Raw genomic sequence first — 26981 nt, 5'->3', positions numbered from 1 at the left:
TGACCCCTCACCGGGGCGAGCGGACCGCCCGGAGGAACTCGCGCAGGATGCGTTCACCGGCGAGTACGCCTCGTTCGGGGAGGGCCCTGATCGCGGGGGCCGTCCAGTCCGCGTCGGCGAGTTCTCCGTGGCCGGGGCGCCAGCCCTGGTCCGCGGCGAGGAGCAGGTCGGCGTCGAGGAGGGAGTCGCCGGCGGCGAGGGTGAGGTCGGCGCCGGTGCGGCGGGCGACCTCGCGCATGGCCGCGCTCTTGGTGAGGGGCTTGGGCACGGCGTAGATCTTGCGGCCCTGGAGGGACACCGTCCAGCCGCGGTTCTCCGCCCAGACCGCGAGTTCCTTCACCCACTCCTCGCGCAGCAGCTCACGCTCGACGACGAGGTAGGCGAAGAGGTCGTCGGCGACGCGGTGCTTGCGGACCCAGACCGGGTCGGCGGTCCGCAGGAGGTGCTCCTGCACCTCGGCCAGCGGGGCACACTCGTCGGCCAGGCGGGCGAGCACCTGCGCGTGCCAGTCCCGGTCGGACACGCCGTCGACGAGGAGGTGGCCGCCGTTGGCGCAGATCGCGTAGGTGGGCGCCGGGCCGGGGAGGTTGATGCGCTGGTACTGCTTGCGCGTGCGGGTCGTCGTGGGCACGAAGACGGCGGCGTCGCCGAGATCGGTGAGGAGCTGGGCCGCCGTCTCCGTCATGAAGGACAGCGGTTTGCTCTCGTGGACCTCCACGCACAGCAGCCGGGGTGCCCGCGCGTCCGGCATGGTCAGGGCGAGGGCGGCGGCGGAGTAGATGAGCGTGCGGTCGAGGTCGCTGGCGACGATGACGGGCATCAGAGCGTCACCGCCTTGCCGTCGGCGCCGGTCGCGCCCCGGGTGTAGCGGGGGTGGATCAGTCCGACGCAGGTGTAGGGGAGTTCGGCGACCTCCTCGACGGGGACGCCCCGCTGCTCCGCGAGCAGGCGTACATGGTCGAGGTCGCTGCCCGCCCCGGCCCGGGCGAGCACCTTCCAGGGCACTCGGCGCAGCAGCACCCGAGTGGTCTCGCCGACGCCGGGCTTGACGAGGTTCACGTCGTGGATGCCGTATTCCTCGCTGATGCGTTCGACCGCGGCCCAGCCCTCCCAGGTGGGGGTGCGGTCGGTGGAGAGCAGTTCCTTGGCCTGGGCGCAGGCCGCGTCCGTGACCTCCGGGAAGCGGGCGGAGACGGCGTCAAGGAAGGCCACCGAGAGGTCCGCGCCGGCGAGTTCGCGGTAGAACTTGGCGCCGTGGAAGTCGTGCGGGCCCACCAGGTCGGCGCGGAGCACGGTGCGTGAGATCAGGCCGGAGACGGTCGAGTTGAGACAGGCGGAGGGGATCAGGTAGTCCTCGCGGGTGCCGTAGGTGCGCACGCAGGAGCCGGGGTCGGCCAGGACCGCGATCTCCGGGTCGAAGCCGGTGACGCCCTCGGCCTTCTCGAACTCCTCGATCGCCTGGGCGAGTTCGCGGGTGATGGCGCCCTTGCCGGTCCAGCCGTCGACGAACACGACGTCCCGGGGGTCGTGGTGGGCGGCCAGCCAGCGCAGCGCGTTGGCGTCGATACCCCGGCCGCGGACGATGGAGACGGCGTAGTGAGGGAGGTCGAGGTGGTGGCGGTACTGGGCCCAGCGGCGCATCAGGATGCCGACGGGGGTGCCCGCGCGGGCGAGGGAGACGAGCACCGGGCGGGGGGACCGTTCGGCGAGCACCGTCTCGGTGACCACGCCCACCGCGTGGGCGAGGCGGGCCGCGGATTCGTTCAGTGCCGTGTGGAACAGCTCCTGGTACTGCTCGCTCGGCTGGTACTCCACGGGCAGCGACTCCGCGTAGTGGGCGCCGCCGCTCTGGATGGCCTCCTCGCGCTCCTCGGTCGGCGCCTCCAGGGTCACCTCCGAGAGGTCCTGGAGCAGCCAGCCGACCTCCTCGGGCGCGTACGAGGAGAAGGCAGGGCCTCTGAGGGGCTCGGGCAGCATCGTGGCGGGCCTTTCGGGGGCGTCCGGTCGGGCGTCCGGGAGTGCGGGTGCGTACGACGGTACGACCGCGAGGAGGACCTGCGGTGTGTGCTCGGCGAGCCGGGCGAGCAGGCCGTCGGGTGCGTGCAGCGCGGGGGTGTCGGCGGCCGAGTCGACGACGGCGACGACGGTGTCGAAGCCGTTGCCGGCGACGTTGTAGGCGTAGCGCTCGCCGGGGCCGTCGGCGGGGTTGTCGTGGGCGGGGAAGACCAGGCGGGTGCGTATCGCGTAGCCGGGGTCGTCGACGGCGAGGACGGGCGAGCGGGTGGTGGTGGAGAAGCGCACCTCGGCGTCGCTCTCCCGGGCCAGTACCTGCTCCAGTGCGCCGGCGAGACGCAGCGGCGCGTACATCAGTTCCTCGAAGCCGAGGACGAGGACGCGGCGGGCGCCGTCGGGCAGCGCCTCGGCGAGCCGCCCGGCCATGGCGGGCAGGGCGCTCTCCAGGCGGGCGCGGTGCGCGGGCGTGAACCCGTGCCGCCCGCCGTCGGGGAGGCCGGTGGGCCAGCGCAGGTCGACGCGCGCGACGTGCGTGGGCTTGTCGGCGGGGTGCGGGCCGTCCTGGGCCGGTCGCGCCCGGGCGGCGGTAGCCGCGGACTCGACTACGTCCCGTGCCCCGGGGGGCACCGTCCGACCGTCGGTTTCGGAGCTCTCGGCGCCGGCGACACCCTCAAGGGGTGCGGGGGCCGGCGTGACCGGCCCCGACGCAGCCGCAGACGACCGGCCGTCTCCCGCGGCGCTCTCGTACCGCGCCACCAGCTCCTGCCCCTTCTCCAGGACGCCGTCCGGCAGCCGCACCGTGCCCGAGGCGGTCGTCACCAGGTCGACACGGGCGCCGATCTCGCGGGCGAAGTCGTCCAGACGGCCGGCGTCGGCGGGCGAGCGCATGTCGACGAGGGCGACCACGACGTAGCGGCCGCGCGGATACCGCAGATGGAGATCCCGGATGGTGTTCAGCACCGTGTTGCCGGTGGAGAACTCGTCGTCGACCAGGACCAGCGGACCGTCCCCGGCCAGCAGCCGCGGGTTCTCCGGGAGCAGCAGATGGGAGGTCGCGTGGGAGTGGGACTCCTCGAAGCCGCCGGCGGTGGCGGCTCCGGCGACCGGGCGGCGGGTGGAGTGCAGGTAGGGGGCGAGGCCCAGGCCGTCGGCGACCGAGTGGCCGAGGCCGGTGGCGGTCTCCGCGTAGCCGAGGACGACCGCGCCGTCCGCCTCGTCGCCGAGGAGCTCGCGCACCCGGCGGCCGAGTGCGACGCCGTGGCCGTGGACGACGGACGGCGCCTGGGGCACGTGCTTGCCGAGGACGTTGGACACCAGCAGGTGGGCCCGCTTGGGGTTGCGGCGCAGTGCCAGTCCCAGCAGCTCGGTCAGCCGGTCGTCCCCGGCCAGCTCGACCCCGAGCCGCTCCGTGACCCAGCTGCCGGACCAGACGCCCTCGCCGGCTCGCGTCCCCTGACGCACCGGGCGGTGCATCCCCTCGTTCACAACCTTCTCCATGGATTCCTTGCGGTCGGTTCCGCCGGTTCCGCCGGTTCCATCGGTTCCGTCGGTGCGGTCGGTGTGGTCGGTGCGGTCGGTGCGGTCACTCCGCCAGGCCCGCCGCGAGCAGCTCCACGAAGCCGATGTCCTCGTTCGCCACGCCGAAGACCTCGGCGCGCAGCAGGGTCCGCTCGGCCCAGGCGCGGTGCGGCTTCACCTCGTTCATCTTGTTCGTGTAGGCCGACCTCAGTACACCCCCACCGCCGCGTTCCGGCCGGAGGATGTCCTGGGCGTCGCTGAACTCCTCGTGGCTGACGACGGACAGCGCGTGCACCGGCAGCACGTGGGAGGGGTGGATGCAGGTCTTGCCGAGCAGGCCGTTGGCCCGGTCGAGGGAGATCTCGCGCAGCAGACCGTCCATGGCGTGTTCGATCAGCGTCTCGCGCAGCGCCACGGCCTGCACCTCGAGGAAGGGGCTCTGCCGCAGCATCGGCTTGAACATGCGCTCCTGGGTCCGGAAGTACTCCCAGACCGGCCCGGTCACGGTGAATCCGGTGCCGTCGGCGCGGCCCAGCATGTTCACGACGTCGGCGATCACGGAGGCGACGACCTGGATGTCGTACGCCGTCATGTCGGGGTCCCGGCGCAGCCCGTAGGAGGAGCAGAAGTCGGTCACGCCGAGCCGCAGCGCGAGCACGCGGTCGCGGTACTTGTCGACGGCGCGGAAGATGCCCTCCAGGGTCTCCACGCGGCTCTCGCGGTAGAGCAGTTCGGGCGACTCCAGTACCGGCATGGCGAACAGGCGGTGGCCGCTGTCGGCCTCGGCGGTGGCCAGCGCTTCCAGGAACGGCAGGCCGCGTTCCGCGGTGAACTTGGGCAGTACGCATCCGGACAGCAGCCGGACGGCGGGACCGAGGCGCCGGACGAGGTCCGGGATCTGCTCGGGGGTGCGGACGCGGATGAACAGCAGTGGCAGATCCGCCCCGGGCCGCGCGGCCAGGTCCGCGAACTGGCGCACGAGGTTCTCCTCGCCGGCGGCCACGTCCGCGTCGCCGATGGAGTCCTCCAGGCACAGCACCATCGAGACCACACCGCGTCCGCCCTGCTTGACGATGTCGTCGGCGAGCCGGGGCCGGGTCGCGGGGCTGTAGAGCGTGGCGCCGAGGGCCGCGGAGAGCAGCCGGGCCGGGGAGTCCGGCGTGAACTCGCCCGGCTCCCGGTAGAAGAGACGTTTCCGCACCGCAGGGCCGATGTGCCCGAAATGACGCATTGAACTCCCCCGTGGCCTCTGGGTGATCGTGATCGGAAAAGGTGGCCGGTAATAGTACGTAGAGATCGATGTCGGAGGTTCCCTCCGGCCATGAACTTCAGGTAACCCTGCTGTGTCGGCCTCACACCCCCCGCATTGTCGTGACCAGGACGGAGAAGGCAGGATGACCGCATGACGCACGCGATGCTGAAGGGGTCGAACGTCCCACTCGAGGTCACCACGGTACGTGCCGTGCTGCGCTGGTCGCCCGGGCAGGGGGTGCCGGACGTCGACGCCTCCGCGCTGCTCCTCGGCCCCGACGATCGTGTGCGCTCCGACGAGGACTTCGTCTTCTACAACCAGCCCCGGCACCCTTCCGGGAAGGTGTGGCGACTCGGCAAGAAGCGCGTCGCCGAGAGCCTCACCGACACGATCCAGACAGATCTCGCCGGTGTCGAGTCCGGCGTCGGCCGGATTCTGCTCGTCGCCTCGGCGGACGGCGTCACGTTCGACAGCGTACGGGCGCTGCGCATCCTGCTGTACGACGCGCAGGCCGCCGATGGGGACGCGCTGGCGTACTTCGACGTCAAGCCGGAGACGGGCCAGGAGACCGCGCTGATCTGCGGCGAGTTGTACCGGCGCGGGGAGGGCTGGAAGTTCCGGGCGCTCGGCGAGGGCTATTCGAACGGGCTGAAGGGCCTGGCGACCGACTTCGGCATCTCGGTGGACGAGTCGGAGGCCGCGCAGGAGCGCGATTCCGCCGTCATCACCCAGCAGGTGCCCGCCACGGCGCAGACCCACGTCCCGGCCCCCGACGGGGCGCCCGAGCGGCCCTCTTCCGAGGCGCTGACCCAGCCGCGGGCCCCGATCGTCCCGCCGGCCCCCGAGGTGTCCCGTCCGCTGCCGCCCGAGCAGCCGGCGGGGGTGCCCGCGCAGCCCGCGTACGGCTACCCGCCGCAGCAGCCCGCGGCCGCCCAGCCGGCCTACGGCTATCCGCATCCGGCCGTTCAGCCCGCCTACGGCTACCCGTCGGCGCCCGCCACGGCCGCCGCCGGGGGCGCGCCGTCCGGGTACGGGTTCCCGCCGCCGGCCCCCACCGCGGCTCCCGACCCGGACTTCCGGCTCCCGCCGCAGGGCCCGCAGTTCATCGGCCGTTAGGGCCTGTCCGACCATTCGCGTCGTCGCCCGCAGGGCGGCCTCGCGGCGTCAGGTGCGTGCTCTCGGCATGCCGGACGTAGAGCCTCGTACGGGATGTACTCGGCTCTGCGCCCGGTGCGGCGAGAGTGCGCGCATGGCGTCGCGAGGCAGGCGGGAATTGCCCACTCAGACAGGCCCTACTAGGGCCGAACACCCTGCGCACCGGCCCCGGCACCGTCCCCGTGGGAGAAGCCGAGCCCCGCCTTCACCGTCCGGCCTTCGTTTTGAAGCCCCTGCCCCACTGCAGCCCCCACCCGTACAGCCGGTCCAGTTCCGCCTGGAATCCGTAGACGAACTTCACCTCGCGGCGGACGATGATCTCGTTCTTGACGTTCTCGATCATCACCACCGCGCAGGAGCGGGCCTGCGGATGGCGTTCGTCGAGGCCTATCTCGATCCGCGGGCCGTTGCTGGGGTACAGCGTGACCATGGCCTGCGTACGGTCGAAGGCGGGCGTCTGGTCGTAGATGTAGGCGAAGACGAGCAGGCGTTTGATGTTCTCGCGGTGGTCCAGGTTGACGTAGATCGTCTCGCCGGAGCCCGAGCCGAACCGGTCGTCGCCGCTGAGCTTGACGTACGGCGGTGCGTTGACGTCGCCGAGAAAGCCGCCGAGGGGCTGGACCACGCCCTTGGTGCCGTCCTGGAGCTCGTACAGGCAGCCCAGGTCGAGGTCGACGTTGACCATGCTCTGGCTGTGGCCGATGACCTCCGGTGGCTTGAGCGCCTTGAGGGGATGACGCAGCAGGCTCTCCCGCTGGGAGCCGCCGAAGTCGGAGGTCCGCATGCGCCAGCTCAGGTTGATCCGCAGATGGCCGGTGGCCGCGCCCTGTTTGGTCAGGGACACCTGACCGTGCCGTTTGGTCAGCTCGATGGCGTTGGTGGCCGCGTTGCCCGAGTCGAAAGCGCTCTCGTTGCTGCGCCACAGTCCGTCCAGGAAACCCATTCCCGCCCCAAGTCCAGTTGTCGAACCCCGCTCGGGCCGCCGGGACCGCATGTCCCGGACGGCCGACGGGGCGGCACCGAGGAGTGGTCCTCGGTGGCCGCCCCGTCGAGAGCGTTCCTCACCCGGAGGGTTGTCACACTCCGGAGGAGACCTCAGTCTTCTCGTCCGCGTTTCCCTCGGCCGCCGCCAGCGCCTTGTTGCGGCGCACGGAGGACCAGAAGGAGGCGCCGATCAGGATGACGCCGATGGAGCCGGTGATGAGCTCGTGGATCTCGTACTGGATGGTGACGAGCAGGATCAGCGCGAGGGCGCCGATGGCGTAGTGGGCGCCGTGCTCCAGGTAGACGTATTCGTCGAGGGTGCCCTGGCGGACCAGGTAGACCGTGAGGGACCTTACGTACATGGCACCGATGCCCAGGCCGAGGGCCATCAGCACGATGTCGTTGGTGATGGCGAAGGCGCCGATCACGCCGTCGAAGGAGAAGGACGCGTCCAGGACCTCCAGGTAGAGGAACATGAAGAACGCGGCCTTGCCCGCCATGGCCACCGCGGTGCGGGGCTTGCCGGAGCGCTCCGCCTTCTCCTCCTCCTCGTGCTCGCGTTCCTCCTCCTCTTCGAGCTTGTCCTCGAAGTAGCCGGAGAGACCGCCCACGATCATGTAGGTGATCAGACCCGCGATACCGGAGAGGAGGACGGTGGACGACTTGTCGACGTGCGCGCCGCCGTGCTGGTGGGCGTTGGTGGCGAAGGTGATCGCGGAGATCAGCAGGATGATCAGGGCGATGCAGACCGACAGCATGTCGACCTTGCCGAGCTTGGCCAGCGGACGCTCCAGCCAGGTCAGCCACTTGATCTCCCGGTCCTCGAAGATGAAGTCCAGGAAGATCATCAACAGGAACATGCCACCGAACGCGGCGATCGCCGGGTGGGCGTCGGTGACGAGTTCCTGGTAACGGTCCTTGTCACTGAGCGCGAGGTCGACCGCCTCGATCGGTCCGAGCTGCGCGCTGATGGCGACGATCACGACGGGGAAGACCAGTCGCATACCGAAGACGGCGATCAGAATGCCGATGGTGAGGAAGATCTTCTGCCAGAAGGCATTCATCTTCTTCAGGATGCCGGCGTTGACCACCGCGTTGTCGAAGGACAGCGAGATCTCGAGGATGGAAAGGATCGCCACGATGCCGAAGGCGGTCCACCCCCCGAAGAGAACCGCTGCGACCAGGCCGAGCGCGGTGACCGCGAACGACCAGCCGAAGGTTTTCAAAACCACTGGCTACCCCAGGTGTGTTAACGGGTCTCCCCCGCTGCCGTGATCGGCTTTACGAAACGTTGACTCCGAAGTCTAGAGCGATGCCCCGCAGTCCCGACGCGTACCCCTGTCCCACTGCACGGAACTTCCACTCGCCCTGGTAGCGGTAGAGCTCGCCGAAGATCATCGCGGTCTCGGTGGAGGCGTCCTCCGACAGGTCGTAGCGGGCGAGTTCCTGGCCGTCCGCCTGGTTCACCACGCGGATGAAGGCATTGCTGACCTGGCCGAAGGTCTGGCCGCGCTCGTCGGCCATGTGGATGGAGACCGGAAAGACGATCTTGTCGCACTGGGCGGGCACCTTGGAGAGGTCGACCAGCAGGGATTCGTCGTCGCCGTCGCCCTCGCCGGTGAGGTTGTCACCGGTGTGCTCCACCGAGCCGTCCGGGCTCGTGAGCTGGTTGTAGAAGACGAACCACTCGTCCCCCATGACCCGGCCGCCGCTGCACACCAGTGCGCTGGCGTCGAGGTCGAAGGGGGCTCCGGTGGTGGAGCGCGCGTCCCAGCCGAGCCCGACCATCACCTGCGTGAGGTTCGGTGCGGCCTTGGACAGGGAGACGTTGCCTCCCTTGGCGAGCGTGACACCCATTCCGGTCCCCTCCCAGGTGATGTTTCTCAGGTGGTACTGCGCGTCCGGCGCCGCACGTAAACCGTGCGGCGCCGGGCGGTGTGGCCGTACGAGGCGGCCGGACTCGGGCGTGCCCGCCCGGGACGTGGCCGTCTCAGACGTTCACTCCGAAGTCCTGCGCGATGCCGCGCAGGCCGGAGGCGTAGCCCTGGCCGATGGCACGGAACTTCCACTCCGCGCCGTGCCGGTAGAGCTCGCCGAAGACCATGGCGGTCTCGGTGGAGGCGTCCTCCGACAGGTCGTAGCGGGCGATCTCGGCGCCGCCGGCCTGGTTGACGACGCGGATGAACGCGTTGCGCACCTGGCCGAAGGACTGCTGGCGGTTCTCGGCGTCGTAGATGGAGACCGGGAAGACGATCTTCTCGATGTCCGCAGGAACGCCGGCCAGGTTGACCTTGATCTGCTCGTCGTCGCCCTCGCCCTCACCGGTGAGGTTGTCACCGGTGTGCTCGACCGAGCCGTCCGGGCTCTTGAGGTTGTTGAAGAAGATGAAGTTGGCGTCGCTGCCGACCTTGCCCGAGTTGTTCAGCAGCAGCGCGCTGGCGTCCAGGTCGAAGTCGGTGCCGGTCGTGGTGCGGACGTCCCACCCCAGTCCGATGATGACCGCGGTCAGGCCCGGCGCCTCCTTGGTCAGCGATACGTTGCCGCCCTTGCTGAGGCTGACTCCCACGAGTCCTCCATTGGTGTCCGGGGGCGGGAAGCCCCGTAGTGCGTTGGATGTCGGATCAACGAGTCGATCCTAGTGACGGGTTCCCGGCGCCCGCAGGTCCTGGAGCCGGAGAATCACAGGCTGTCGAGCGCCTTGACGTACTCGTTCAGGTCACGGGCGTCCGGCAGACCGTTGAGGACGGTCCAGCGCACGACGCCCTCCTTGTCGATGATGAAGGTCCCGCGCACGGCGCATCCCTTGTCCTCGTCGAAGACGCCGTACGCGCGCGAGACGTTGCCGTGCGGCCAGAAGTCGCTGAGCAGCGGGTACTCCAGGCCCTCCTGCTCGGCGAAGACGCGCAGGGTGTGGATGGAGTCGTTGGACACGGCGAGTACCTGGGTGTCCCGGTCGGAGAACTGCGGCAGGTGGTCACGGACCTCGCACAGCTCGCCCGTGCACACACCGGTGAAGGCGAACGGGTAGAAGAGCACCACCACGTTCTTCCGTCCACGGTAGTCGGACAGCTTCACGGTGGCACCGTGGTTGTCCTTGAGCTCGAAGTCGGGGGCCTTGTCGCCGACCTGGATCGCCATCGTCGTGTTCGTCCCTTCGGGGGGTGCTTCGCTCGGAAACACCCTACGCAGGGAGCCCGCGGGGCCGGCGGACGGGCCGACGCACGATGTGGCCGGCCCGCCCCCGGGTGTGGTCTACCGCTTCGACTTGGCCGCCTTCGGCGTCGCGAGCCGGCTGCCGCTCCAGTCCTTGCCGACGCTGACGCTCTTGGACGCCGTCAGGCCTGCCGTGGTGGCGGCTTCCGAGATGTCACTCGGCTCCACATACCCCGAACGGCCGGTCTTCGGCGTGAACAGCAGAATCGCGCCGCCTTCTTCGATGTACGTGGTGGCATCCACCAGCGCATCCGTCAGGTCGCCGTCGTCGTCGCGGAACCACAACACAACGGCGTCGGCCACGTCGTCGTAGTCCTCATCGACAAGGTCGCTCTCGATGACGCCCTCAATGGCCTCGCGGAGCTCCTGGTCGACGTCGTCGTCGTAGCCGATCTCCTGGACCACCTGCCCGGGCTGGAACCCCAGCCTGGCGGCAGGGTTCGTCCGCTCCTCCGCGTGGTCCGCGGTCGCGCTCACGGGTTGCCTCCTGATCATGTCTTGGGAATATCTCAGCCACGCGCGTGCGCGAAGCTTGGCCGTAGTCCACACGGGCGGGACGGATCGCGCAAGTACCCGGCCGTCCGGACCGCCGAAACGGTGACGTTCCTGGCCGGGTCACCGCAACTCCAGGCACACCATCATGGCCCGCAGTGACGTGCACCACACTTTTGTGCCCCGTTTGGGCGTTTGGGAACCGTCCGTGGGTACGAGACTCGCACGTGTTCGTCCCATGCGTCACCGTACCGGTCCCACGTCCGGATTACCTCCCGGTAGAGATGACGTTCGCGGCCTCGAGGTGGACCATGGGGAGCGGCGCAAATCCGGCCGTATCAGCGAAACAGCGGCCTTCTCACGGCCCTCTGACAGGTAAGGAACAGCGTGGCTTCCGCATCCGATCGCAACCCGATCATCATTGGCGGCCTTCCGAGTCAGGTTCCTGACTTCGATCCCGAGGAAACGCAGGAGTGGCTCGACTCCCTCGACGCCGCGGTCGACGAGCGCGGCCGGGAGCGGGCCCGCTACCTGATGCTGCGACTGATCGAACGTGCCCGCGAGAAGCGTGTGGCCGTGCCCGAGATGCGCAGCACGGACTACGTCAACACGATCCCGACCCGGGCCGAGCCGTTCTTCCCGGGCAACGAGGAGATCGAGCGCAGGATCCTCAACGCGACCCGCTGGAACGCCGCGGTGATGGTCTCCCGTGCGCAGCGGCCGGGCATCGGGGTCGGCGGCCACATCGCCACCTTCGCCTCCTCCGCGTCGCTGTACGACGTGGGCTTCAACCACTTCTTCCGCGGCAAGGACGAGGGCGACGGCGGCGACCAGGTCTTCTTCCAGGGCCACGCCTCCCCCGGCATCTACGCCCGCGCGTATCTGCTGGACCGGCTGAGCGAGCGGCACCTGGACGGCTTCCGCCAGGAGAAGTCGAAGGCGCCGTACGCCCTGTCGTCGTATCCGCACCCGCGGTCGATGCCGGACTTCTGGGAGTTCCCGACCGTGTCGATGGGGCTCGGTCCGATCGGCGCGATCTACCAGGCGCGGATGAACCGCTACATGCACGCGCGCGGGATCGCGGACACCTCGCGCTCGCACGTGTGGGCGTTCCTCGGCGACGGCGAGATGGACGAGCCGGAGTCGCTCGGCCAGCTGACCCTCGCCGCGCGGGAGGGCCTGGACAACCTGACCTTCGTCGTCAACTGCAACCTGCAGCGACTGGACGGGCCGGTGCGCGGCAACGGCAAGATCATCCAGGAGCTGGAGTCGGTCTTCCGGGGCGCCGGCTGGAACGTGATCAAGCTGATCTGGGACCGCACCTGGGACCCGCTGCTCGCACAGGACCGGGACGGGATCCTGGTCGACCGGATGAACACCACGCCGGACGGCCAGTTCCAGACGTACGCCACCGAGTCGGGCGCGTACATCCGGGACCACTTCTTCGGCGACGACCACCGGCTGCGCGCGATGGTCGAGGGCATGACCGACGACCAGATCCTGCACCTGGGCCGCGGCGGTCACGACCACCGCAAGATCTACGCGGCCTACAAGGCGGCGGTCGAGCACAAGGGCCAGCCGACGGTGATCCTCGCCAAGACGGTCAAGGGCTGGACGCTGGGCCCGAACTTCGAGGGCCGCAACGCCACGCACCAGATGAAGAAGCTGACCGTCGACGACCTCAAGCGCTTCCGGGACCGGCTGCACCTGCCGATCCCCGACAAGGACCTCGAGTCCGGTGTGCCGCCCTACTACCACCCGGGCCCGGACACGGAGGAGATGCAGTACATGCACGACCGCCGCAAGTCGCTCGGCGGCTACGTGCCGACGCGGGTGGTGCGGTCGAAGCCCTTGCGGCTGCCCGAGGACAAGACATACGCGACCGTGAAGAAGGGTTCGGGTCAGCAGTCCATCGCGACGACCATGGCCTTCGTCCGGCTCCTGAAGGACCTCATGCGGGACAAGGAGATCGGCAAGCGGTTCGTCCTCATCGCACCGGACGAGTACCGCACCTTCGGCATGGACTCGTTCTTCCCGAGTGCGAAGATCTACAACCCGCTCGGTCAGCAGTACGAGGCCGTGGACCGGGAGCTGCTGCTCGCCTACAAGGAGGCGCCGAACGGGCAGATGCTGCACGACGGCATCTCCGAGGCCGGCTGCACGGCCTCGCTGATCGCCGCGGGATCGGCGTACGCCACGCACGGCGAGCCGCTCATCCCGGTGTACGTCTTCTACTCGATGTTCGGTTTCCAGCGCACCGGTGACCAGTTCTGGCAGATGTCCGATCAGCTGGCGCGTGGTTTCGTCCTGGGTGCGACCGCGGGACGTACGACGCTGACCGGTGAGGGTCTGCAGCACGCGGACGGCCACTCGCAGCTGCTGGCGTCCACGAACCCGGCCTGTGTCGCGTACGACCCGGCCTTCGGGTTCGAGATCGCGCACATCGTGCGGGACGGTCTGCGCCGGATGTACGGGAGTGACGAGGAGCACCCGCACGGCGAGGACGTCTTCTACTACCTGACCGTCTACAACGAGCCGATCCTGCACCCGGCCGAACCCGCGAACGTGGACGCCGAGGGCATCGTCAAGGGCCTCTACCGCTTCAGCGAGGGCACGGCGGGCTCGCTCCCGGCGCAGATCCTGGCCTCCGGCGTCGCCCTGCCGTGGGCGATCGAGGCGCAGCGCATCCTCGCCGAGGAGTGGAACGTCAGGGCCGACGTCTGGTCCGCCACCTCCTGGAACGAGCTGCGGCGCGAGGCGGTGGCCTGCGAGGAGCACAACCTGCTGCGCCCGGAGGAGGAGCAGCGGGTGCCGTACGTGACGCGCAAGCTCGCCGCGGCGCGGGGACCGGTGGTGGCCGTGTCCGACTGGATGCGGTCGGTGCCGGACCAGATCGCGCGCTGGGTGCCGGGGACGTACCAGTCGCTGGGCGCGGACGGCTTCGGCTTCGCGGACACGCGCGGGGCCGCCCGGCGGTTCTTCCACATCGACGCGCAGTCGATCGTGGTCGCCGTGCTGACGGAGCTGGCCCGGGAGGGCCACGTCGACCGGTCCGTGCTGAAGCAGGCCATCGACCGCTACCAGCTGCTCGACGTCGCCGCGGCCGACCCGGGTGTGGCGGGCGGCGACGCGTAACGCGTGCGGCGCGGGGACGGGGCGGCGACGCGTAACGCGTGCGGCGCGGTGACGGGGCGGCGACGCGTAACGCGTGCGGCGCGGTGACGGGGCGGTGCACCTGCGGGTACACCGCCCCGTCGCGATGCGATGCGATGCGATGTGACGCGGGCCATGAAGCAGCAGTCGGCCCAGGTCCCTGGGGACACCGCACCCAGCGGCCGCTCCTCGGCCCGGCCGTGGCCTTCGCCGTCGCCCATGCGGGTCCGGGCGCTGCGCGCCGAGGTGGCGGCGCTGGAGCCGGCCGCGGCACACCGGAACACGGGTGGGCCTCCGGCGGCACGCCGGAGGCCCGTCCCTTCGTACCCCGGGTCAGAACATCCCGGGGCCCCACGTGGTCGCTCCGGCCAGCAGGATGAGCGCCAGAAGCGTGTCGATGGCGCCCAGGACGAGGGCGACCACGGCCGTCACCGGGCGGGAACCCGCCCAGCTGCGGCCCATGGCGAGCCAGCCGCAGACGATCGCCGCGGGGCCGAGGACGATCCCCAGCACGAAGAATCCGGCGACCGCGCAGATGACTCCGATGATTCCGAGCGTCGCGCGATCCGGCCCGGTCCGTGACCACGTCCGGCCACGTGAGCGGGGGTACCTGCGCGTTCCATGTCCGAAGCTCGCCATCATCAACTCCCTGAACCCGTTGGTTGGTTGAGGTTGCTTCGGGTTCGTTGTCATGGCGGGTACCCCCGCTTCGGCGGTGAATTCACGCCGTACGGAAGGCAGGTGAGGGCCGCTGCCTGCGCGCTGCCCCCCTCCAGCAGCGCGCCGCAGCCGGCATCCTCCATGCCCTGCGCAGGACATGACCCACTGTGACCTGCGGTGCCTTCCGGAGGGGAGGGATCACCGGGTCGGTTCACTCTGATGAGCGAACCCGGCCACCCGGTCCGTCAGATGTGGCCGACGCCCGCGCCGGCCTCCGCGTTCTCACCGCGCTTGGTGAGGAACGCGACCAGCACCGCCGCGGCGGCGACTCCGGCGGCGACCAGGGACGCCAGGCTCATGCCGGAGATGAAGGTGTCGTGGGCGACGTCGGTGATCTTCGCGGCGACCGCCTCGGGCGTGCCCTCGGCCACCGGCGCCACACCGACCTGGACGGCCTCGGAGGCCTGGCCGGCCTGCTCCGGGGTGAGCGGCGGGAGTCCGGCCTTCGCCCAGTTGTCCTCGAGGTCACTGTCGACCTTGGAGGCCATCACGGCGCCGAGCACGGCCGTACCGAGGCTGCCGCCGATCTGCATGGCGGCCTGCTGGAGACCGCCGGCGACGCCGGAGAGCTCCATCGGAGCGTTGCCGACGATGACCTCGGTGGCGCCGACCATGACCGGCGCGAGGCCGAGACCGAGCAGGGCGAACCAGAGCGACATCACGCCGCTGCCGGTGTCCGTCTCCAGCGTCGACATGCCGTACATGGCGATCGCGGTGAACGCCATGCCGCCGGCCAGCGGGATGCGCGGACCGACCTTGGTGATCATCGCGCCCGCGAGCGGCGAGCCCACGATCATCATGCCGGTGAGCGGGAGCAGGTGCATACCGGCGTCGATCGGGCTCATGCCGTGCACGTTCTGCAGATAGAAGGTGACGAAGAACAGGCCGCCCATGAAGGCGATGGCCATCAGGACCATCAGCACGACGCCCGCGGACAGCGCGACGGAGCGGAACAGCCCCAGCGGGATCAGCGGCTCCTCGACCTTCGTCTCCCACCAGGCGAAGAGTCCGAAGCCGACGGCCGAGACCACGATGAACGCCCAGGTCCTGGTGTCGCCCCAGCCCCACTCGGGGGCCTTGATCAGGGCCCAGACGAGGCAGAACATCGCGCCGGACAGCAGGCCTATGCCGAGGATGTCGAAGGAGCGCGGGGCGTTCTGCGCGCGGTGGTCGAGCAGGATCCACGCGCCGAGCGCGACGGCGAGGACGCCGACCGGCACGTTGATGAAGAACACCGACTGCCAGTTGACGTGCTCGACGAGGACACCGCCGAGGATCGGGCCGCCCGCGGTGGACGCGCCGATGACCATGCCCCAGATACCGATGGCCATGTTGAGCTTCTCGGCCGGGAAGGTGGCCCGCAGCAGGCCGAGCGCGGCCGGCATCAGCAGCGCGCCGAACAGGCCCTGGAACACACGGAAGACGATCACCATCGCGATGCTGTCGGACAGCCCGATGGCACCCGAGGCGGCGGCGAAGCCGACGACACCGATGAGGAAGGTCTGCCGGTGCCCGAAGCGGTCACCGAGCTTGCCCGCGGTGATCAGGCAGACCGCGAGGGCGAGGAAGTAGGCGTTGGTGATCCACTGGACCTCGGCGAAGGTGGCGCCCAGGTCGCTGGCGATGGCCGGGTTCGCGATGGCCACGATGGTGCCGTCGAGGGCCACCATCATGACCCCTACGGCGACGGTGAAGAGGGTGAACCAGGGGTGCCCGCGCAACCCCTTGCCCGGCGTCGCGTCCGACGGGGCAGCCGGTGTCCCGTCCCCCGGCCCCGCCTTGTCGATGGTGGTCTGACTAGTCATGTGTTCGAGGCTAATGTCAGCCACTGACAGTTGACAAACCAATTCACTAGTCGGTAACTGACATGACACTCGCCGGTAGCCTGAACTGGGGAAACAGTGGGAGGAGGACCCATGGAGACGGTCGGGACCGTCGTGGGCGCGCTGCCGCGGCCGGGTCTGCGGGAGCGCAAGAAGCAGCGCACCAGGGACGCGCTGGTCCGGGCCGCACTGGAGCTGATCGCCACGCACGGGTACGAGCGGACGACCGTCGACGACATCGCCGAGGCCGTCGACGTCTCGCAGCGCACGTTCTTCCGCTACTTCGCCAGCAAGGAGGAGGTGGCGCTGTTCGCCCCGCGGCTCGCGGAGTCGCACGTCATCGACGCCGTACGCGCACGTCCGCCGGACGAGGTGCCGCTGGAGGCGCTGCGCCGGGCCGTCCTGGACAGCTGGGACGACATCAACGCGGCCGTCGAACAGCTCGTCCCCCTGGAGCTGCACATGCGGGTCTACCGGGTGATCGAGTCGACGCCCGCGCTGCTCGCCGCCCATCTGCGCCGCGCGGCGGAGCTGGAGGAGGAGCTGGCCCGGATCATCGCCGAGCGGGAGCGGCTCGACGTGGACGCCGATCCGCGGCCGAGGATCCTGCTGGCCGCCTTCGGTGGGGTGATCCGGGTGACGGAACGCCTGTGGTCGGCCGGGGACGACCTCGGGGTCGACGCCATGCGCGACCTGATGGCGACCTATCTGGACCAGCTGGGGCCGGCCCTCGCGGGGAACTGGCGTGCGGGTTGATCCCCGATGCGCCTCACCGAAACGTGATACCGGTCACTTGATTCACGCGAGACCCTCCCGTTCTCCTAGTGTGTCCTCCCAGTGACTTCCTTCGACACCTCCCCGCAACTGAACCTCTGGCGTGCGCTGCTCGCGCTCGCCGTCGTTTTCGTGATGCTGGCGACCACCGGCTGGACGGCGTTGCGCCACCAGCGCGACGCGGCTCCCCTCCAGGCCTCGCTCAGCGCCTGGGAGCACGGCCGGATAGCCGGCCACCGGCTGCCGGACGCGCAGTCGGCGCCGGCGCGGCTGGCCCGGTTCTTCGCCTCCCTCACCGAGGGGCAGCGTGCGAGTCTCGCCCGCCGCTATCCGCTGGCGGTCGGCAACATGAACGGCGCGCCGGTGCAGCTGCGCTACCGCGCCAACCGCATCGCGCTGGGGCAGGCCCGCGAGGTCGAGCTGAAACGCCTGCACGACAAACGGCTCACCGCCTCGGGCCAGCATCAGGCGGGCCGCCGGATGAACCGCTTCGCGGCGCTGATGCATCCGGGCCGGAAGATCCTCGCCTTCAATCCGTCGGGCTCGGGCCGGGTCGCCGAGGTCTTCGGCGACCTGCGCGAGGCCGAGCGGGTCTCCGTCGTCGTCCCCGGCGCCGACACCGATCTGCTCACCTTCCAGCGCACCCACCGCAAGTACGCGGCGCCGGTCGGCATGGCCGAGTCGCTGTACGCGGCCGAGCGCTACGCCGACCCCACGACCCGCACCGCCGTGATCGCCTGGGCCGACTACACCGCTCCCAGCGGGCTCGGCATGGACGCGGCCACGGCGATGCGCGCCGAGGACGGCGCACTGCGGCTGGACGCGATGCTGCGCGGGCTGCCCGGGAAGGCTCCGGTCTCGCTGTTCTGCCACAGCTACGGCTCCGTGGTGTGCGGGGTCGCCGCGCACGCGCTGCCGGACCGGGTGGCGGACATCGCGGTGGCCGGCAGCCCCGGCATGCGGGTCGAGAAGGCGTCCCAGCTGCACACCGGCGCCCGGGTGTGGGCGATGCGGGACGCCGACGACTGGATCCAGGACGTGCCCAATATGGAGCTCGGCGGCCTGGGGCACGGTGCCGACCCGGTGGCCGCCGGATTCGGGGCGCGGGTGCTGTCGGCACGGGAGGCGAAGGGGCACGCCGGGTACTTCGAACCGGGCACGGACAGTCTGCGGAACTTCGCCGAGATCGGCGTTGGCGCATACCGCGCGGTGTCCTGTGCGCGCGAGGACGACATCTGCCGGGCGGATTCGTCCGGCACGACGGCTACCGGACGCGCGTAGAAGCGGAGATACTGCGGTATGCGCGGGGAGGGGACGAAGAAGCTCATGCCGCATACGATGAGCCGCACGGGTGACGTACTGGCCGGATTCCATGCCGCCTGGGGGTTCGAGTCCGACTCCGTACTCATCCGGTACGAACGGGGAATTCGGACACCCAAGCTGTTCCAGGCGCTCGGGGAGCGGCGTGTTCCCCTGGAGGCGATCGAGGGTGTCACCCTCGCGCCCGGGAGGCGCGGAACGGTGGTCCTGCGGCTCGAACCCCGGCCCGGTGCCGATCCGCTCATGGAGGCGGCCGCCGGGCAGCTGAAGGAGAGCAGCGATCCGTACCGGCTGGTGCTGCCCGCCGAACGCGAGACGCTCGCCGAGTACTACGCCGACGAACTGCGCGCACTGCTCACCGAGTCCGGACCCGCCGAACGCCATCTGGTGGCGCCGCCCGAAGCGCCGCTGCAGTTCAAGGCGTACGACGGGAAGGCCGGCTTCGACGGTACGGCGGTGTCCTTCCGCTGGTTCTGGACGGGCGCCTCGTCGGCGAAGTGGAAGGCCGGCGACCAGCGGTTCCCGATCGGTGAGCTGAGCGGGGTGGAGTGGCGGTCGCCCGAGGTGTTCGAGGGGCATCTGCGGCTGCTGCGGCGGGACGCGGGGGCGCCGCCCGCGCAGGCCGACCAGGATCCGGCGGCGGTGGTGTTCGGGCTGGGGTACGGGCCCGTGCACGAGTCACTGCCGTTCGCGGCGGCCGTGCTGGCGGCGGTGCGGACGTCCGCGCCGGTGCCGGCGGTATCCGCGGCGGGGCGCCGTGACCCCGCGGACATCGCCGAGCGGATTCGGCACCTCGGTGAACTGCACCAGGCGGGGCTGGTGACGGACGAGGAGTTCTCCTCCAAGAAGGCGGAGTTGCTCTCGGAGCTCTAGCGTCCGCCGGGTGCGGTCGTCCTGTGCCCCCGGGCCGTCCGGAACCGGTCGCCCAGTTCCCCGCGCCCCCCGGGGTGCCCTACTCCCTGCCCGCGGAGGTGAACGTCATGTCCGCGTAGCGGGTGCCGGCGACCTTGGCGGCGATGGGCTCCAGCTGGGCCAGCTGCTCTTCCGTCAGGGTGATGCGGGTCGCCGCCGTGTTCTCCTCCACCCGGGTCGGCTTGCGGGTGCCCGGGATGGGGACGACCGGGAGGCCGTGGACCGTGGCCCGCTGCTGCACCCAGGCCAGGGCGATCTGGCCGAGGGTCGCCCCGTGCGCCTCGGCGATCGCGCGGATCGGCTCGAGCAGGGAGGCGTTGGCCGCCGCGTTGTCGCCCGTGAAGCGGGGGTGCTGGCGGCGGAAGTCGTCGGCCGTCAGATCCTGTTCGGCGTCGACGAAGGAACCCGTGAGGAAGCCGCGCCCGAGCGGCGAGTACGGCACCAGGGTCACGCCCAGCTCGCGCGCGGCCGGTACCACCTTCGCCTCGATGTCCCGGCTGAACAGCGACCACTCCGACTGCACGGCGGCGATCGGGTGCACCGCGTGCGCGGCGCGCAGTTCCGCGGCCGTGACCTCGCTCAGGCCCAGTTGCTTGACCTTGCCCTCGCGCACCAGCTCGGCCATGACGCCGACGGTCTCCTCGATCGGCACGTTCACATCACGCCGGTGCATGTAGTAGAGGTCGATCACGTCGACGTCCAGGCGCTTCAGGCTCGCCTCGACGGCCTGGCGGACGTACGGCGGGTCGTTGCGGATGATCCGCCGGGTCGGCTCGTCCGGCGGGATCGCCAGGGCGAACTTGGTGGCGATGACCACCTCGTCCCGGTGCGCCTTGAAGAACGGGGAGAGGAAGCGCTCGTTGTCCCCCGCGCCGTAGGCGTCCGCCGTGTCGTAGAGCGTGACGCCCAGTTCCAGGGCCCGCTCCAGGGTGGCCCGGGAGGCGTCCGCGTCCACGGGGCCGTAGGCGAAGCTCATGCCCATGCAGCCGAGGCCCTGCACGCCCACCTCGGGGCCTTGGTCGCCCAGTGCCGCCGTACCGATCGTGCCGTTGGTCATCGTGTCCTCTCCGAGGCCAGGGCGAGCCCGGCGTCCGCGTAGAAATCGATCTTCCGGTCGAGCACGGCGAGCGTGCCCTGGAGTTCGGCGATCCGGGCCAGCACGTCCTCACGGGTCCGCTTGAGCAGTTCGAAGCGCTCGGTGTAGGTGTGGTCGCCCGCGCGGACCAGTTCCGCGTACCGCACCATGTCCGCCACCGGCATTCCGGTCAGCCGGAGCTTGCCGACGAGGGCGAGCCAGTCGAGGTCGCGGTTGCTGTAACGCCGCTGCCCGGTGTGGGACCGGTCGATGTGCGGCATCAGTCCGATGCGCTCGTACCAGCGCAGGGTGTGCGCCGTGAGGCCGGTGAGGGCCGCGACCTCGCTGATCGTGTACTTGTCCGCGCCGTCCGGCCGCCGGTTCCCCTGCGGTGGTCCGGCGCAGGTGTCGGTCGGCGTACCCGTGCTCTCCGTCTCCGTCACCGTCATGGCCTCCACGCTAGATCCCTGGAGTGCACTCCAAGCAAGCGACATCGGTGAGAAAAGGGCAGGACGTCCGGGCGGATGGCTGATTAGCGTGCGGACATGACGATCTCTGTACGCCGTGCGACACCCGAGGACGCGCAGGAAGTGCTCCGGCTGCGTCAGGTGATGATCGACTCCATGGCCGGGGCCGACCCCTCCGTCGCCTGGCATGCCGAGTCCCTGCCACTGCTGCGCGCGAAGCTGGCGGAGCCGCGGGGGAGCTTCGCCGCGTTCGTCGTGGACCATCCGCAGCGCCCGGGTGCGCTGGCGGCGCTGGTCGCCGGGACGATCGACTACCGCATCGGGAAGGCGGGCGACCCGCACGGCACCGTCGGCTACGTCTTCAGCGTCGCCACCGACCCGGACGCGCGGCGGCGCGGCTATGCGCGTGCGTCCATGGAGGCGCTGGTGGAGTGGTTCCGTGAGCGCGGTGCCCGCCGCGTCCACCTCACCGCGTCCGCGCAGGCCGAGCCGCTGTACGTCTCCATGGGTTTCCGGCCCAAGCCCGACCCCTTGCTGGAGCTGTTCCTGTGAGCGCTTAGGCTCGACGGCATGTCGCTGAAGAGCCTCGCGCTGATCGAGAACTGGCCGGTCCCCACCGCCGCGGCGGGTGTCGTACGGGCGGACGGCACCGTCCTGGGCACCCACGGGCCGGCCGGCCACCGCTTCCCGCTGGCCTCGGTCACCAAGCCGCTCGCGGCGTACGCGGTGCTCGTGGCGTACGAGGAGGGCGCGATCGAGCTGGACGAGGCGGCGGGCCCGGACGGCTCGACGGTCCGGCATCTGCTCGCGCACACCTCGGGGCTCGCCTTCGACGAGCACCGTGTGACCTCGGCGCCCGGTGAACGTCGGCTGTACTCCAACGCCGGGTTCGAACAGCTGGGGGACCATGTCGCCAAGGCGACGGAGATCCCGTTCGGCGAGTATCTGCGGCAGGCGGTGCTGGAGCCCCTGGGAATGACGTCGACGTCACTGGAGGGCTCCCCGGCGAAGGACGCCGTCTCCACGGTGGACGACCTGCTGCGCTTCGCCGCCGAGGTCCAGGCCCCGCGCCTCCTCGACCCCCGCACGGTCGCCGCGGCGATGACGGTCCAGTACCCGGGCACCAAGGGCGTCCTGCCGGGCTACGGCCACCAGAACCCCAACGACTGGGGGCTCGGCTTCGAGATCCGCGACTCCAAGTCCCCGCACTGGACGGGCGCTTCCTCCTCGCCCCGCGCCTTCGGCCACTTCGGCCAGTCGGGCACGTTCCTGTGGATCGACCCGGACGCGGGCACGGCGTGCGTGGCCCTCACCGACCGCGCCTTCGGCCCGTGGGCGATCGAGGCGTGGCCGCCGTTCACGGACGCGGTGCTCGCGGAGCTGCGCGGCTGACGCATGCCCTCCGGCCATGCGAGGTGGGAGAAGACCCACTGTGGCGAAAAGCGTGAGCAGTGGGCGGGGAAGTGTCGGCAGGTGGCTCAAATGAGCGACGTGAGAACAGCGAGGGCTGAGATGCTCACACTTTTCAGGTAAGTATGTGAAGGTGCGCGGCGCCGCCCCGGCACTCGAACCGGACCGTCGTGCCCCGCCCGTCGGGGTGTCCGGTGACACCCCACCGGTCGGTGACCGCGTCCACGATCGCCAACCCGCGCCCGCCCTCACCGAGCCCGCCGCCGACGGCCCGCGCGGGCAACTCCGGACAGCAGTCCGCGACCTCCACCCGCTGTCCGCCGGCCCGGAGGAGGAAGCCCATGCGGCAGCGGCGGCCGGGTACATGTCGTCAGTCAGAGCCCCGCCTCAACGGCCCGCATCTCCCACAGCAGCAGCTCCGCCGTCGGGCTCACGGCGACCGCCTCCACGTCCTTCGCGTCCGTGAGGCGTGCCGCGTCACCCGGGGCCAGGGTCTCGCCATCCAGGGTCACCTCACCGCGCACCACATGGACGAAGATGTACGCCCCGTCCGGCACCGCCGTCCGCTCCCCTGCCCCCAGCCTGCGTACGTGGAGCATCGCGCCCGCCTCCGGGAGGGCGTAGGGAGTGGAGTCGGCGATGCCGCGAACGACCTCGTAGGACGGCTCGCCCCCCGGTTCGAGCGGGGCCAGCCACATCTGGAGGAAGGTCAGCGGTTCCGGGCCGGCGTTGCGTTCCACGTGGCGGACGCCGGACGCGGCGCTCAGGCGCTGTACGTCGCCGGGGCGGACCACCGTCTCCCGGCCCGTGGAGTCCTGGTGGGTCAGCTCACCCTCCACCACCCAGGTCACGATCTCGGTGTGGCTGTGCGGATGCTCGTCGAAACCGGCGCCGGGTGCCAGGCGTTCCTCGTTGCAGGCGATCACCGCGCCGAAGCGGAGGTTGTCCGGGTCGTAATGAGGGCCGAAGGAAAAAGCGTGCCAGGTGTCGATCCCGGTCGCAGGATCGCCGCCCCGGTAGCGCTGGTGCGCGCGCCGTACATCCATCACGTGGTCCACCGTAGGCCCTGCGGCACGTGTTCCCGTCCGGATAAGGCAGTCTTGTCCCCGTGCCCGAACCAGAAACCAGCACCCACGCAGCCGCAGCACGGCCCCCACATCCGCACGTCGCGACGCTGAAGCGGCTGGAGAGGTCCTCCGGCAGCCTCGCCGCGCAGGCGATCGCGCGGATGGACGAGACGCTGCCCTGGTACCGGGCCATGCCCCCGGAGAACCGTTCCTGGATCGGTCTGGTCGCCCAGGCGGGCATCGCCGCCTTCACCGAGTGGTTCCGGCGCCCCGACGCCCCGCAGGCCATCTCCACCGATGTCTTCGGCACCGCGCCGCGCGAGCTGACCCGGGCCATCACCCTGCGGCAGACCGTGGAGATGGTGCGCACCACCATCGAGGTCATGGAGTCCGCCATCGACGAGGTGGCGGCGCCGGGCGACGAGAGCGTGCTGCGCGAGGCGCTCCTCGTCTACGCGCGGGAGATCGCCTTCGCCACCGCCCAGGTGTACGCGCAGGCGGCCGAGGCACGGGGTGCCTGGGACGCGCGTCTGGAGTCGCTGGTCGTGAACGCCGTGCTCAGCGGCGAGGCGGACGAGGGGGCCGTGTCGCGGGCCGCCGCCCTCGGCTGGAACTCGCCCGAGCACGTGTGCGTGGTGCTGGGCACCGCGCCCGACGGCGATTCCGAACTGACCGTGGAGGCCATCCGGCGCGCCGCCCGGCACGCCAAGCTCCAGGTGCTGACCGGCGTGCTCGGGGACCGGCTCGTGGTGATCGCGGGTGGCAGCGACAACCCGCTGGCCGTGGCGAAGTCGCTGATCGGGCCGTACGCGGCGGGCCCGGTGGTGGCGGGTCCGGTGGTGCCGGACCTGCAGGCCGCGACCCGGTCCGCGCAGGCCGCCGCGGCGGGCCTCAAGGCGTGTTCCGCCTGGCAGGACGCCCCGCGCCCGGTGCTGGCGGACGATCTGCTGCCGGAGCGGGCGATCGCCGGCGACCCGTCCGCACGTGAGCAGTTGGTGGAGGAGATCTACAGACCGCTGGAGGAAGCGGGGGCGGCTCTGCTGGAGACGCTCAGCGTCTATCTCGAACAGGCGAGCAGTCTCGAAGGCGCGGCCCGCATGCTGTTCGTGCATCCCAACACCGTGCGTTACCGGCTCCGACGTGTGACTGACGTCACCGGATGGTCACCCTCCGATGTACGCTCGGCGTTCACGCTGCGGATCGCGCTGATCCTGGGGCGCCTGGCCGACGGCGATCTTCAGTCCTAACCTTTTGTCGAGGCTCCACAAAACCCCCTGCTGTTCTTCGTCCTTGTCCTCACGGGCGGTCGCGGCCGTCCCCAAGAGAGAGTGTGAGAGTGCTCGTACTCGTCGCTCCCGGCCAGGGTGCCCAGACGCCCGGCTTTCTGACCGAATGGCTCGACCTCCCCGGTGCCGCGGACCGCGTCGCCGCGTGGTCCGACGCCATTGGACTCGACCTCGTCCACTACGGGACGAAGGCCGACGCGGACGAGATCCGCGACACGGCCGTCGCCCAGCCGCTGCTGGTCGCGGCCGGGCTGCTGTCCGCCACGGCACTCGGTGACATCACTCCGGGTGCGGTCGCCGGCCACAGCGTCGGCGAGATCACCGCCGCCGCCTTCGCGGGCGTCCTCGACGACACCGCCGCGCTCTCCCTGGTCCGCAAGCGGGGTCTGGCCATGGCGGACGCCGCCGCGATCAACGAGACCGGCATGGCGGCGCTGCTCGGCGGCGACCCCGAGACGACCGTGGAGCACCTGGAGAAGCTGGGCCTGACCCCGGCGAACATCAACGGCGCGGGCCAGATCGTCGCGGCCGGCACCAAGGAGCAGCTCGCCGCCCTGGAGGCGGACAAGCCCGAGGGGGTGCGCAAGGTCGTCGTGCTCAAGGTGGCCGGTGCCTTCCACACCCGCCACATGGCCCCCGCGGTCGACACGCTGGCGCGGGCCGCCGCCGACCTGACGCCGGGCGACCCCACAATCACCTACGTGTCGAACAAGGACGGCCGGGCCGTCGCGACCGGCGCCGAGGTGCTGGAGCGCCTGGTCGGCCAGGTCGCCAACCCGGTCCGCTGGGACCTGTGCATGGATACGTTCAAGGAGCTCGGCGTCACCGCCCTCCTCGAGGTCTGCCCCGGCGGCACCCTGACCGGCCTCGCCAAGCGGGCGCTGCCCGGTGTCAAGACGCTGGCTCTGAAGACCCCCGCCGACCTCGACGCGGCCCGCGAGCTCGTCTCCGAGCACGCCTGACGCCCTTTAAGGAGCCGACCCGCATGGCGAAGATCAAGCCCAGCAAGGGCGCCCCGTACGCGCGCATCCTCGGCGTGGGCGGCTACCGTCCCACCCGGGTCGTGCCGAACGAGGTGATCCTCGAGACGATCGACTCGTCCGACGAGTGGATCCGCTCGCGCTCCGGCATCGAGACCCGGCACTGGGCGTCGCCCGAGGAGACCGTCGCGGCGATGTCGATCGAGGCGTCCGGCAAGGCGATCGCGGACGCCGGGATCGACGCCGCGCAGATCGGCGCCGTGGTCGTCTCGACCGTGTCCCACTTCAGCCAGACCCCGGCCGTCGCGACCGAGATCGCCGACAGGCTGGGCACGGACAAGGCCGCCGCCTTCGACATCTCGGCCGGCTGCGCGGGCTTCGGCTACGGCCTGACCCTCGCCAAGGGCATGGTCGTCGAGGGCTCGGCGGAGTACGTGCTGGTCATCGGCGTGGAGCGGCTGAGCGACCTGACCGACCTGGAGGACCGGGCCACGGCCTTCCTGTTCGGCGACGGCGCGGGCGCGGTGATCGTCGGCCCGTCCCAGGAGCCCGCGATCGGCCCGACCGTGTGGGGCTCCGAGGGCGACAAGTCCGAGACGATCAAGCAGACGGTTCCGTGGGACCGGTTCCGGATCGGCGACGTCTCGGAGCTGCCCCTCGACAGCGCGGGCAACGTCAAGTTCCCGGCGATCACGCAGGAGGGCCAGGCGGTGTTCCGCTGGGCCGTGTTCGAGATGGCGAAGGTCGCCCAGCAGGCGCTGGACGCGGCCGGGATCACCGCGGACGACCTGGACGTCTTCATTCCGCACCAGGCCAATGTGCGGATCATCGATTCGATGGTGAAGACCCTGAAACTGCCGGAGCACGTCACGGTCGCCCGTGACATCCGCACCACCGGCAACACCTCGGCCGCCTCGATTCCGCTCGCGATGGAGCGGCTCCTGGCGACCGGCGAGGCGAAGAGCGGCGACACCGCGCTCGTCATCGGCTTCGGGGCGGGTCTGGTCTACGCCGCTACGGTCGTTACCCTCCCCTAGGCACTCCGTGCCGGATCATGCGTCCGGTACGCGAGGAAACACCGTTACATCCTCTGGAATCACAAAGAAGGAGCGCCATCATGGCCGCCACTCAGGAAGAGATCGTCGCCGGTCTCGCGGAGATCGTGAACGAGATCGCCGGCATCCCGGTTGAGGACGTCCAGCTGGACAAGTCCTTCACCGACGACCTGGACGTCGACTCGCTGTCCATGGTCGAGGTCGTCGTCGCCGCCGAAGAGCGCTTCGACGTCAAGATCCCGGACGACGACGTCAAGAACCTCAAGACCGTCGGCGACGCGACCGACTACATCCTCAAGCACCAGGCCTGAG

General features: G+C 70.4%; 26 protein-coding genes. 11 read left to right on the top strand and 15 right to left on the bottom strand.

The window, feature by feature from the left end; all coding sequences use genetic code 11:
- Nucleotides 1–7: 7 nt before the first annotated feature.
- From IE178_RS32030 to IE178_RS32020, 3 genes are all read right to left on the bottom strand, one after another.
- Complete coding sequence (locus tag IE178_RS32030) at nucleotides 8–820, bottom strand: HAD family hydrolase (RefSeq protein WP_184766403.1); 813 nt, start codon at nucleotides 818–820, stop codon at nucleotides 8–10.
- A complete protein-coding gene (locus tag IE178_RS32025) occupies nucleotides 820–3486 on the bottom strand; it encodes a phosphoribosyltransferase (RefSeq protein ID WP_193514701.1) in 2667 nt (888 codons plus the stop codon). The genes IE178_RS32030 and IE178_RS32025 overlap by 1 nt, the downstream gene beginning before the upstream one ends.
- A gap of 109 nt (nucleotides 3487–3595) precedes the next feature.
- Nucleotides 3596–4762 carry an HpcH/HpaI aldolase/citrate lyase family protein gene (locus IE178_RS32020; RefSeq protein ID WP_184766404.1) on the bottom strand — a complete coding sequence of 389 codons (1167 nt, stop codon included), beginning with the start codon at nucleotides 4760–4762 and terminating at the stop codon, nucleotides 3596–3598.
- Nucleotides 4763–4933: 171 nt separating this feature from the next.
- On the opposite strand from IE178_RS32020, the gene IE178_RS32015 reads away from it, so the two are divergent.
- Entirely contained in the window at nucleotides 4934–5899 is a 966-nt protein-coding gene (locus IE178_RS32015) for a TerD family protein (protein ID WP_193514686.1), read from the top strand.
- A 244-nt stretch (nucleotides 5900–6143) separates the two neighbouring features.
- On the opposite strand, the gene IE178_RS32010 is transcribed toward IE178_RS32015, so the two are convergent.
- From IE178_RS32010 to IE178_RS31985, 6 genes are all read right to left on the bottom strand, one after another.
- Complete coding sequence (locus IE178_RS32010) at nucleotides 6144–6881, bottom strand: TerD family protein (protein WP_184766406.1); 738 nt, start codon at nucleotides 6879–6881, stop codon at nucleotides 6144–6146.
- 133 nt (nucleotides 6882–7014) lie between these two features.
- Nucleotides 7015–8154, bottom strand: coding sequence for a DUF475 domain-containing protein (locus IE178_RS32005; protein WP_184766407.1), 1140 nt, complete (start codon nucleotides 8152–8154; stop codon nucleotides 7015–7017).
- Between the two features lie 49 nt (nucleotides 8155–8203).
- A complete protein-coding gene (locus IE178_RS32000; protein WP_184766408.1) occupies nucleotides 8204–8779 on the bottom strand; it encodes a TerD family protein in 576 nt (191 codons plus the stop codon).
- Nucleotides 8780–8912: 133 nt separating this feature from the next.
- Nucleotides 8913–9488 (bottom strand): calcium homeostasis/redox stress adaptation protein, encoded by a 576-nt coding sequence (locus IE178_RS31995; protein ID WP_184766409.1) that lies wholly within the window; start codon nucleotides 9486–9488, stop codon nucleotides 8913–8915.
- A gap of 113 nt (nucleotides 9489–9601) precedes the next feature.
- The gene (locus IE178_RS31990) at nucleotides 9602–10060 is read right to left on the bottom strand and encodes a peroxiredoxin (RefSeq protein WP_184766410.1); all 459 of its coding nucleotides are present in this window, start codon (nucleotides 10058–10060) and stop codon (nucleotides 9602–9604) included.
- Nucleotides 10061–10174: 114 nt separating this feature from the next.
- Nucleotides 10175–10612: a DUF3052 domain-containing protein gene (locus IE178_RS31985; RefSeq protein ID WP_184766411.1), complete on the bottom strand. Its 438-nt coding sequence runs from the start codon at nucleotides 10610–10612 to the stop codon at nucleotides 10175–10177.
- Nucleotides 10613–11014: 402 nt separating this feature from the next.
- Between IE178_RS31985 and aceE the strand changes: the two genes are divergently transcribed.
- Nucleotides 11015–13762, top strand: coding sequence for a pyruvate dehydrogenase (acetyl-transferring), homodimeric type (gene aceE / locus IE178_RS31980; protein ID WP_193514685.1), 2748 nt, complete (start codon nucleotides 11015–11017; stop codon nucleotides 13760–13762).
- Between the two features lie 351 nt (nucleotides 13763–14113).
- On the opposite strand, the gene IE178_RS31975 is transcribed toward aceE, so the two are convergent.
- Together IE178_RS31975 and IE178_RS31970 are read right to left on the bottom strand one after the other, a co-directional pair.
- Nucleotides 14114–14422: a small hydrophobic protein gene (locus IE178_RS31975; protein WP_184766413.1), complete on the bottom strand. Its 309-nt coding sequence runs from the start codon at nucleotides 14420–14422 to the stop codon at nucleotides 14114–14116.
- A gap of 263 nt (nucleotides 14423–14685) precedes the next feature.
- Nucleotides 14686–16305, bottom strand: a complete 1620-nt coding sequence (locus IE178_RS31970; protein WP_184766414.1) for an MFS transporter — start codon at nucleotides 16303–16305, stop codon at nucleotides 14686–14688.
- A gap of 111 nt (nucleotides 16306–16416) precedes the next feature.
- On the opposite strand from IE178_RS31970, the gene IE178_RS31965 reads away from it, so the two are divergent.
- The 3 genes from IE178_RS31965 (at nucleotide 16417) to IE178_RS31955 (ending at nucleotide 19290) form a co-directional block, all read left to right on the top strand.
- The gene (locus IE178_RS31965) at nucleotides 16417–17079 is read left to right on the top strand and encodes a TetR family transcriptional regulator (RefSeq protein WP_193514684.1); all 663 of its coding nucleotides are present in this window, start codon (nucleotides 16417–16419) and stop codon (nucleotides 17077–17079) included.
- Between the two features lie 81 nt (nucleotides 17080–17160).
- Entirely contained in the window at nucleotides 17161–18378 is a 1218-nt protein-coding gene (locus IE178_RS31960; protein WP_193514683.1) for an alpha/beta hydrolase, read from the top strand.
- A gap of 45 nt (nucleotides 18379–18423) precedes the next feature.
- A complete protein-coding gene (locus IE178_RS31955; RefSeq protein WP_184766417.1) occupies nucleotides 18424–19290 on the top strand; it encodes a DUF4429 domain-containing protein in 867 nt (288 codons plus the stop codon).
- Nucleotides 19291–19369: 79 nt separating this feature from the next.
- Here IE178_RS31955 and IE178_RS31950 read toward each other — a convergent pair whose 3' ends face one another.
- Together IE178_RS31950 and IE178_RS31945 are read right to left on the bottom strand one after the other, a co-directional pair.
- The gene (locus IE178_RS31950) at nucleotides 19370–20386 is read right to left on the bottom strand and encodes an aldo/keto reductase (RefSeq protein WP_193514682.1); all 1017 of its coding nucleotides are present in this window, start codon (nucleotides 20384–20386) and stop codon (nucleotides 19370–19372) included.
- Nucleotides 20383–20847 carry a MerR family transcriptional regulator gene (locus IE178_RS31945; RefSeq protein WP_438874430.1) on the bottom strand — a complete coding sequence of 155 codons (465 nt, stop codon included), beginning with the start codon at nucleotides 20845–20847 and terminating at the stop codon, nucleotides 20383–20385. The genes IE178_RS31950 and IE178_RS31945 overlap by 4 nt, the downstream gene beginning before the upstream one ends.
- Nucleotides 20848–20949: 102 nt before the next feature.
- On the opposite strand from IE178_RS31945, the gene IE178_RS31940 reads away from it, so the two are divergent.
- Both IE178_RS31940 and IE178_RS31935 read left to right on the top strand, forming a co-directional pair.
- On the top strand, nucleotides 20950–21423 hold the full coding sequence (locus IE178_RS31940; RefSeq protein WP_193514680.1) for a GNAT family N-acetyltransferase: 474 nt from the start codon (nucleotides 20950–20952) through the stop codon (nucleotides 21421–21423).
- Nucleotides 21424–21441: 18 nt separating this feature from the next.
- On the top strand, nucleotides 21442–22263 hold the full coding sequence (locus tag IE178_RS31935; protein ID WP_193514679.1) for a serine hydrolase domain-containing protein: 822 nt from the start codon (nucleotides 21442–21444) through the stop codon (nucleotides 22261–22263).
- A gap of 133 nt (nucleotides 22264–22396) precedes the next feature.
- Here the strand turns inward: IE178_RS31935 and IE178_RS31930 are convergent, their stop codons facing one another.
- Nucleotides 22397–22624 carry a hypothetical protein gene (locus IE178_RS31930; protein ID WP_318280364.1) on the bottom strand — a complete coding sequence of 76 codons (228 nt, stop codon included), beginning with the start codon at nucleotides 22622–22624 and terminating at the stop codon, nucleotides 22397–22399.
- Between the two features lie 31 nt (nucleotides 22625–22655).
- Nucleotides 22656–23327 carry a pirin family protein gene (locus tag IE178_RS31925; protein ID WP_193514700.1) on the bottom strand — a complete coding sequence of 224 codons (672 nt, stop codon included), beginning with the start codon at nucleotides 23325–23327 and terminating at the stop codon, nucleotides 22656–22658.
- A gap of 62 nt (nucleotides 23328–23389) precedes the next feature.
- Here IE178_RS31925 and fasR point away from each other — a divergent pair, with 62 nt between their 5' ends.
- From fasR to IE178_RS31905, 4 genes are all read left to right on the top strand, one after another.
- A complete protein-coding gene (gene fasR / locus IE178_RS31920; protein WP_184766422.1) occupies nucleotides 23390–24595 on the top strand; it encodes a fatty acid biosynthesis transcriptional regulator FasR in 1206 nt (401 codons plus the stop codon).
- 89 nt (nucleotides 24596–24684) lie between these two features.
- A complete protein-coding gene (locus IE178_RS31915) occupies nucleotides 24685–25596 on the top strand; it encodes an ACP S-malonyltransferase (protein ID WP_184766423.1) in 912 nt (303 codons plus the stop codon).
- Between the two features lie 23 nt (nucleotides 25597–25619).
- Nucleotides 25620–26651 carry a ketoacyl-ACP synthase III gene (locus tag IE178_RS31910; protein ID WP_193514678.1) on the top strand — a complete coding sequence of 344 codons (1032 nt, stop codon included), beginning with the start codon at nucleotides 25620–25622 and terminating at the stop codon, nucleotides 26649–26651.
- Between the two features lie 80 nt (nucleotides 26652–26731).
- The gene (locus IE178_RS31905) at nucleotides 26732–26980 is read left to right on the top strand and encodes an acyl carrier protein (protein ID WP_004931691.1); all 249 of its coding nucleotides are present in this window, start codon (nucleotides 26732–26734) and stop codon (nucleotides 26978–26980) included.
- Nucleotide 26981: the final 1 nt, after the last annotated feature.

It is taken from the genome of Streptomyces griseoloalbus (genome assembly GCA_014650015.1).
Classification (GTDB): Bacteria; Actinomycetota; Actinomycetes; order Streptomycetales; family Streptomycetaceae; genus Streptomyces; species Streptomyces griseoloalbus.
Note: the sequence above shows the minus strand (reverse complement) of the source record. Positions and strands in the feature narration are given on the sequence as shown.

Coding starts and splice junctions, on each gene's coding strand:
- IE178_RS32030 (WP_184766403.1), bottom strand. CDS start 820: ATGCCCGTCATCGTCGCCAGCGACCTCGACCGCACGCTCATCTACTCC.
- IE178_RS32025 (WP_193514701.1), bottom strand. CDS start 3,486: ATGCACCGCCCGGTGCGTCAGGGGACGCGAGCCGGCGAGGGCGTCTGG.
- IE178_RS32020 (WP_184766404.1), bottom strand. CDS start 4,762: ATGCGTCATTTCGGGCACATCGGCCCTGCGGTGCGGAAACGTCTCTTC.
- IE178_RS32015 (WP_193514686.1), top strand. CDS start 4,934: ATGACGCACGCGATGCTGAAGGGGTCGAACGTCCCACTCGAGGTCACC.
- IE178_RS32010 (WP_184766406.1), bottom strand. CDS start 6,881: ATGGGTTTCCTGGACGGACTGTGGCGCAGCAACGAGAGCGCTTTCGAC.
- IE178_RS32000 (WP_184766408.1), bottom strand. CDS start 8,779: ATGGGTGTCACGCTCGCCAAGGGAGGCAACGTCTCCCTGTCCAAGGCC.
- IE178_RS31990 (WP_184766410.1), bottom strand. CDS start 10,060: ATGGCGATCCAGGTCGGCGACAAGGCCCCCGACTTCGAGCTCAAGGAC.
- IE178_RS31975 (WP_184766413.1), bottom strand. CDS start 14,422: ATGATGGCGAGCTTCGGACATGGAACGCGCAGGTACCCCCGCTCACGT.
- IE178_RS31970 (WP_184766414.1), bottom strand. CDS start 16,305: ATGACTAGTCAGACCACCATCGACAAGGCGGGGCCGGGGGACGGGACA.
- IE178_RS31965 (WP_193514684.1), top strand. CDS start 16,417: ATGGAGACGGTCGGGACCGTCGTGGGCGCGCTGCCGCGGCCGGGTCTG.
- IE178_RS31955 (WP_184766417.1), top strand. CDS start 18,424: ATGCCGCATACGATGAGCCGCACGGGTGACGTACTGGCCGGATTCCAT.
- IE178_RS31950 (WP_193514682.1), bottom strand. CDS start 20,386: ATGACCAACGGCACGATCGGTACGGCGGCACTGGGCGACCAAGGCCCC.
- IE178_RS31940 (WP_193514680.1), top strand. CDS start 20,950: ATGACGATCTCTGTACGCCGTGCGACACCCGAGGACGCGCAGGAAGTG.
- IE178_RS31935 (WP_193514679.1), top strand. CDS start 21,442: ATGTCGCTGAAGAGCCTCGCGCTGATCGAGAACTGGCCGGTCCCCACC.
- IE178_RS31930 (WP_318280364.1), bottom strand. CDS start 22,624: ATGGGCTTCCTCCTCCGGGCCGGCGGACAGCGGGTGGAGGTCGCGGAC.
- IE178_RS31925 (WP_193514700.1), bottom strand. CDS start 23,327: ATGGATGTACGGCGCGCGCACCAGCGCTACCGGGGCGGCGATCCTGCG.
- IE178_RS31910 (WP_193514678.1), top strand. CDS start 25,620: ATGGCGAAGATCAAGCCCAGCAAGGGCGCCCCGTACGCGCGCATCCTC.
- IE178_RS31905 (WP_004931691.1), top strand. CDS start 26,732: ATGGCCGCCACTCAGGAAGAGATCGTCGCCGGTCTCGCGGAGATCGTG.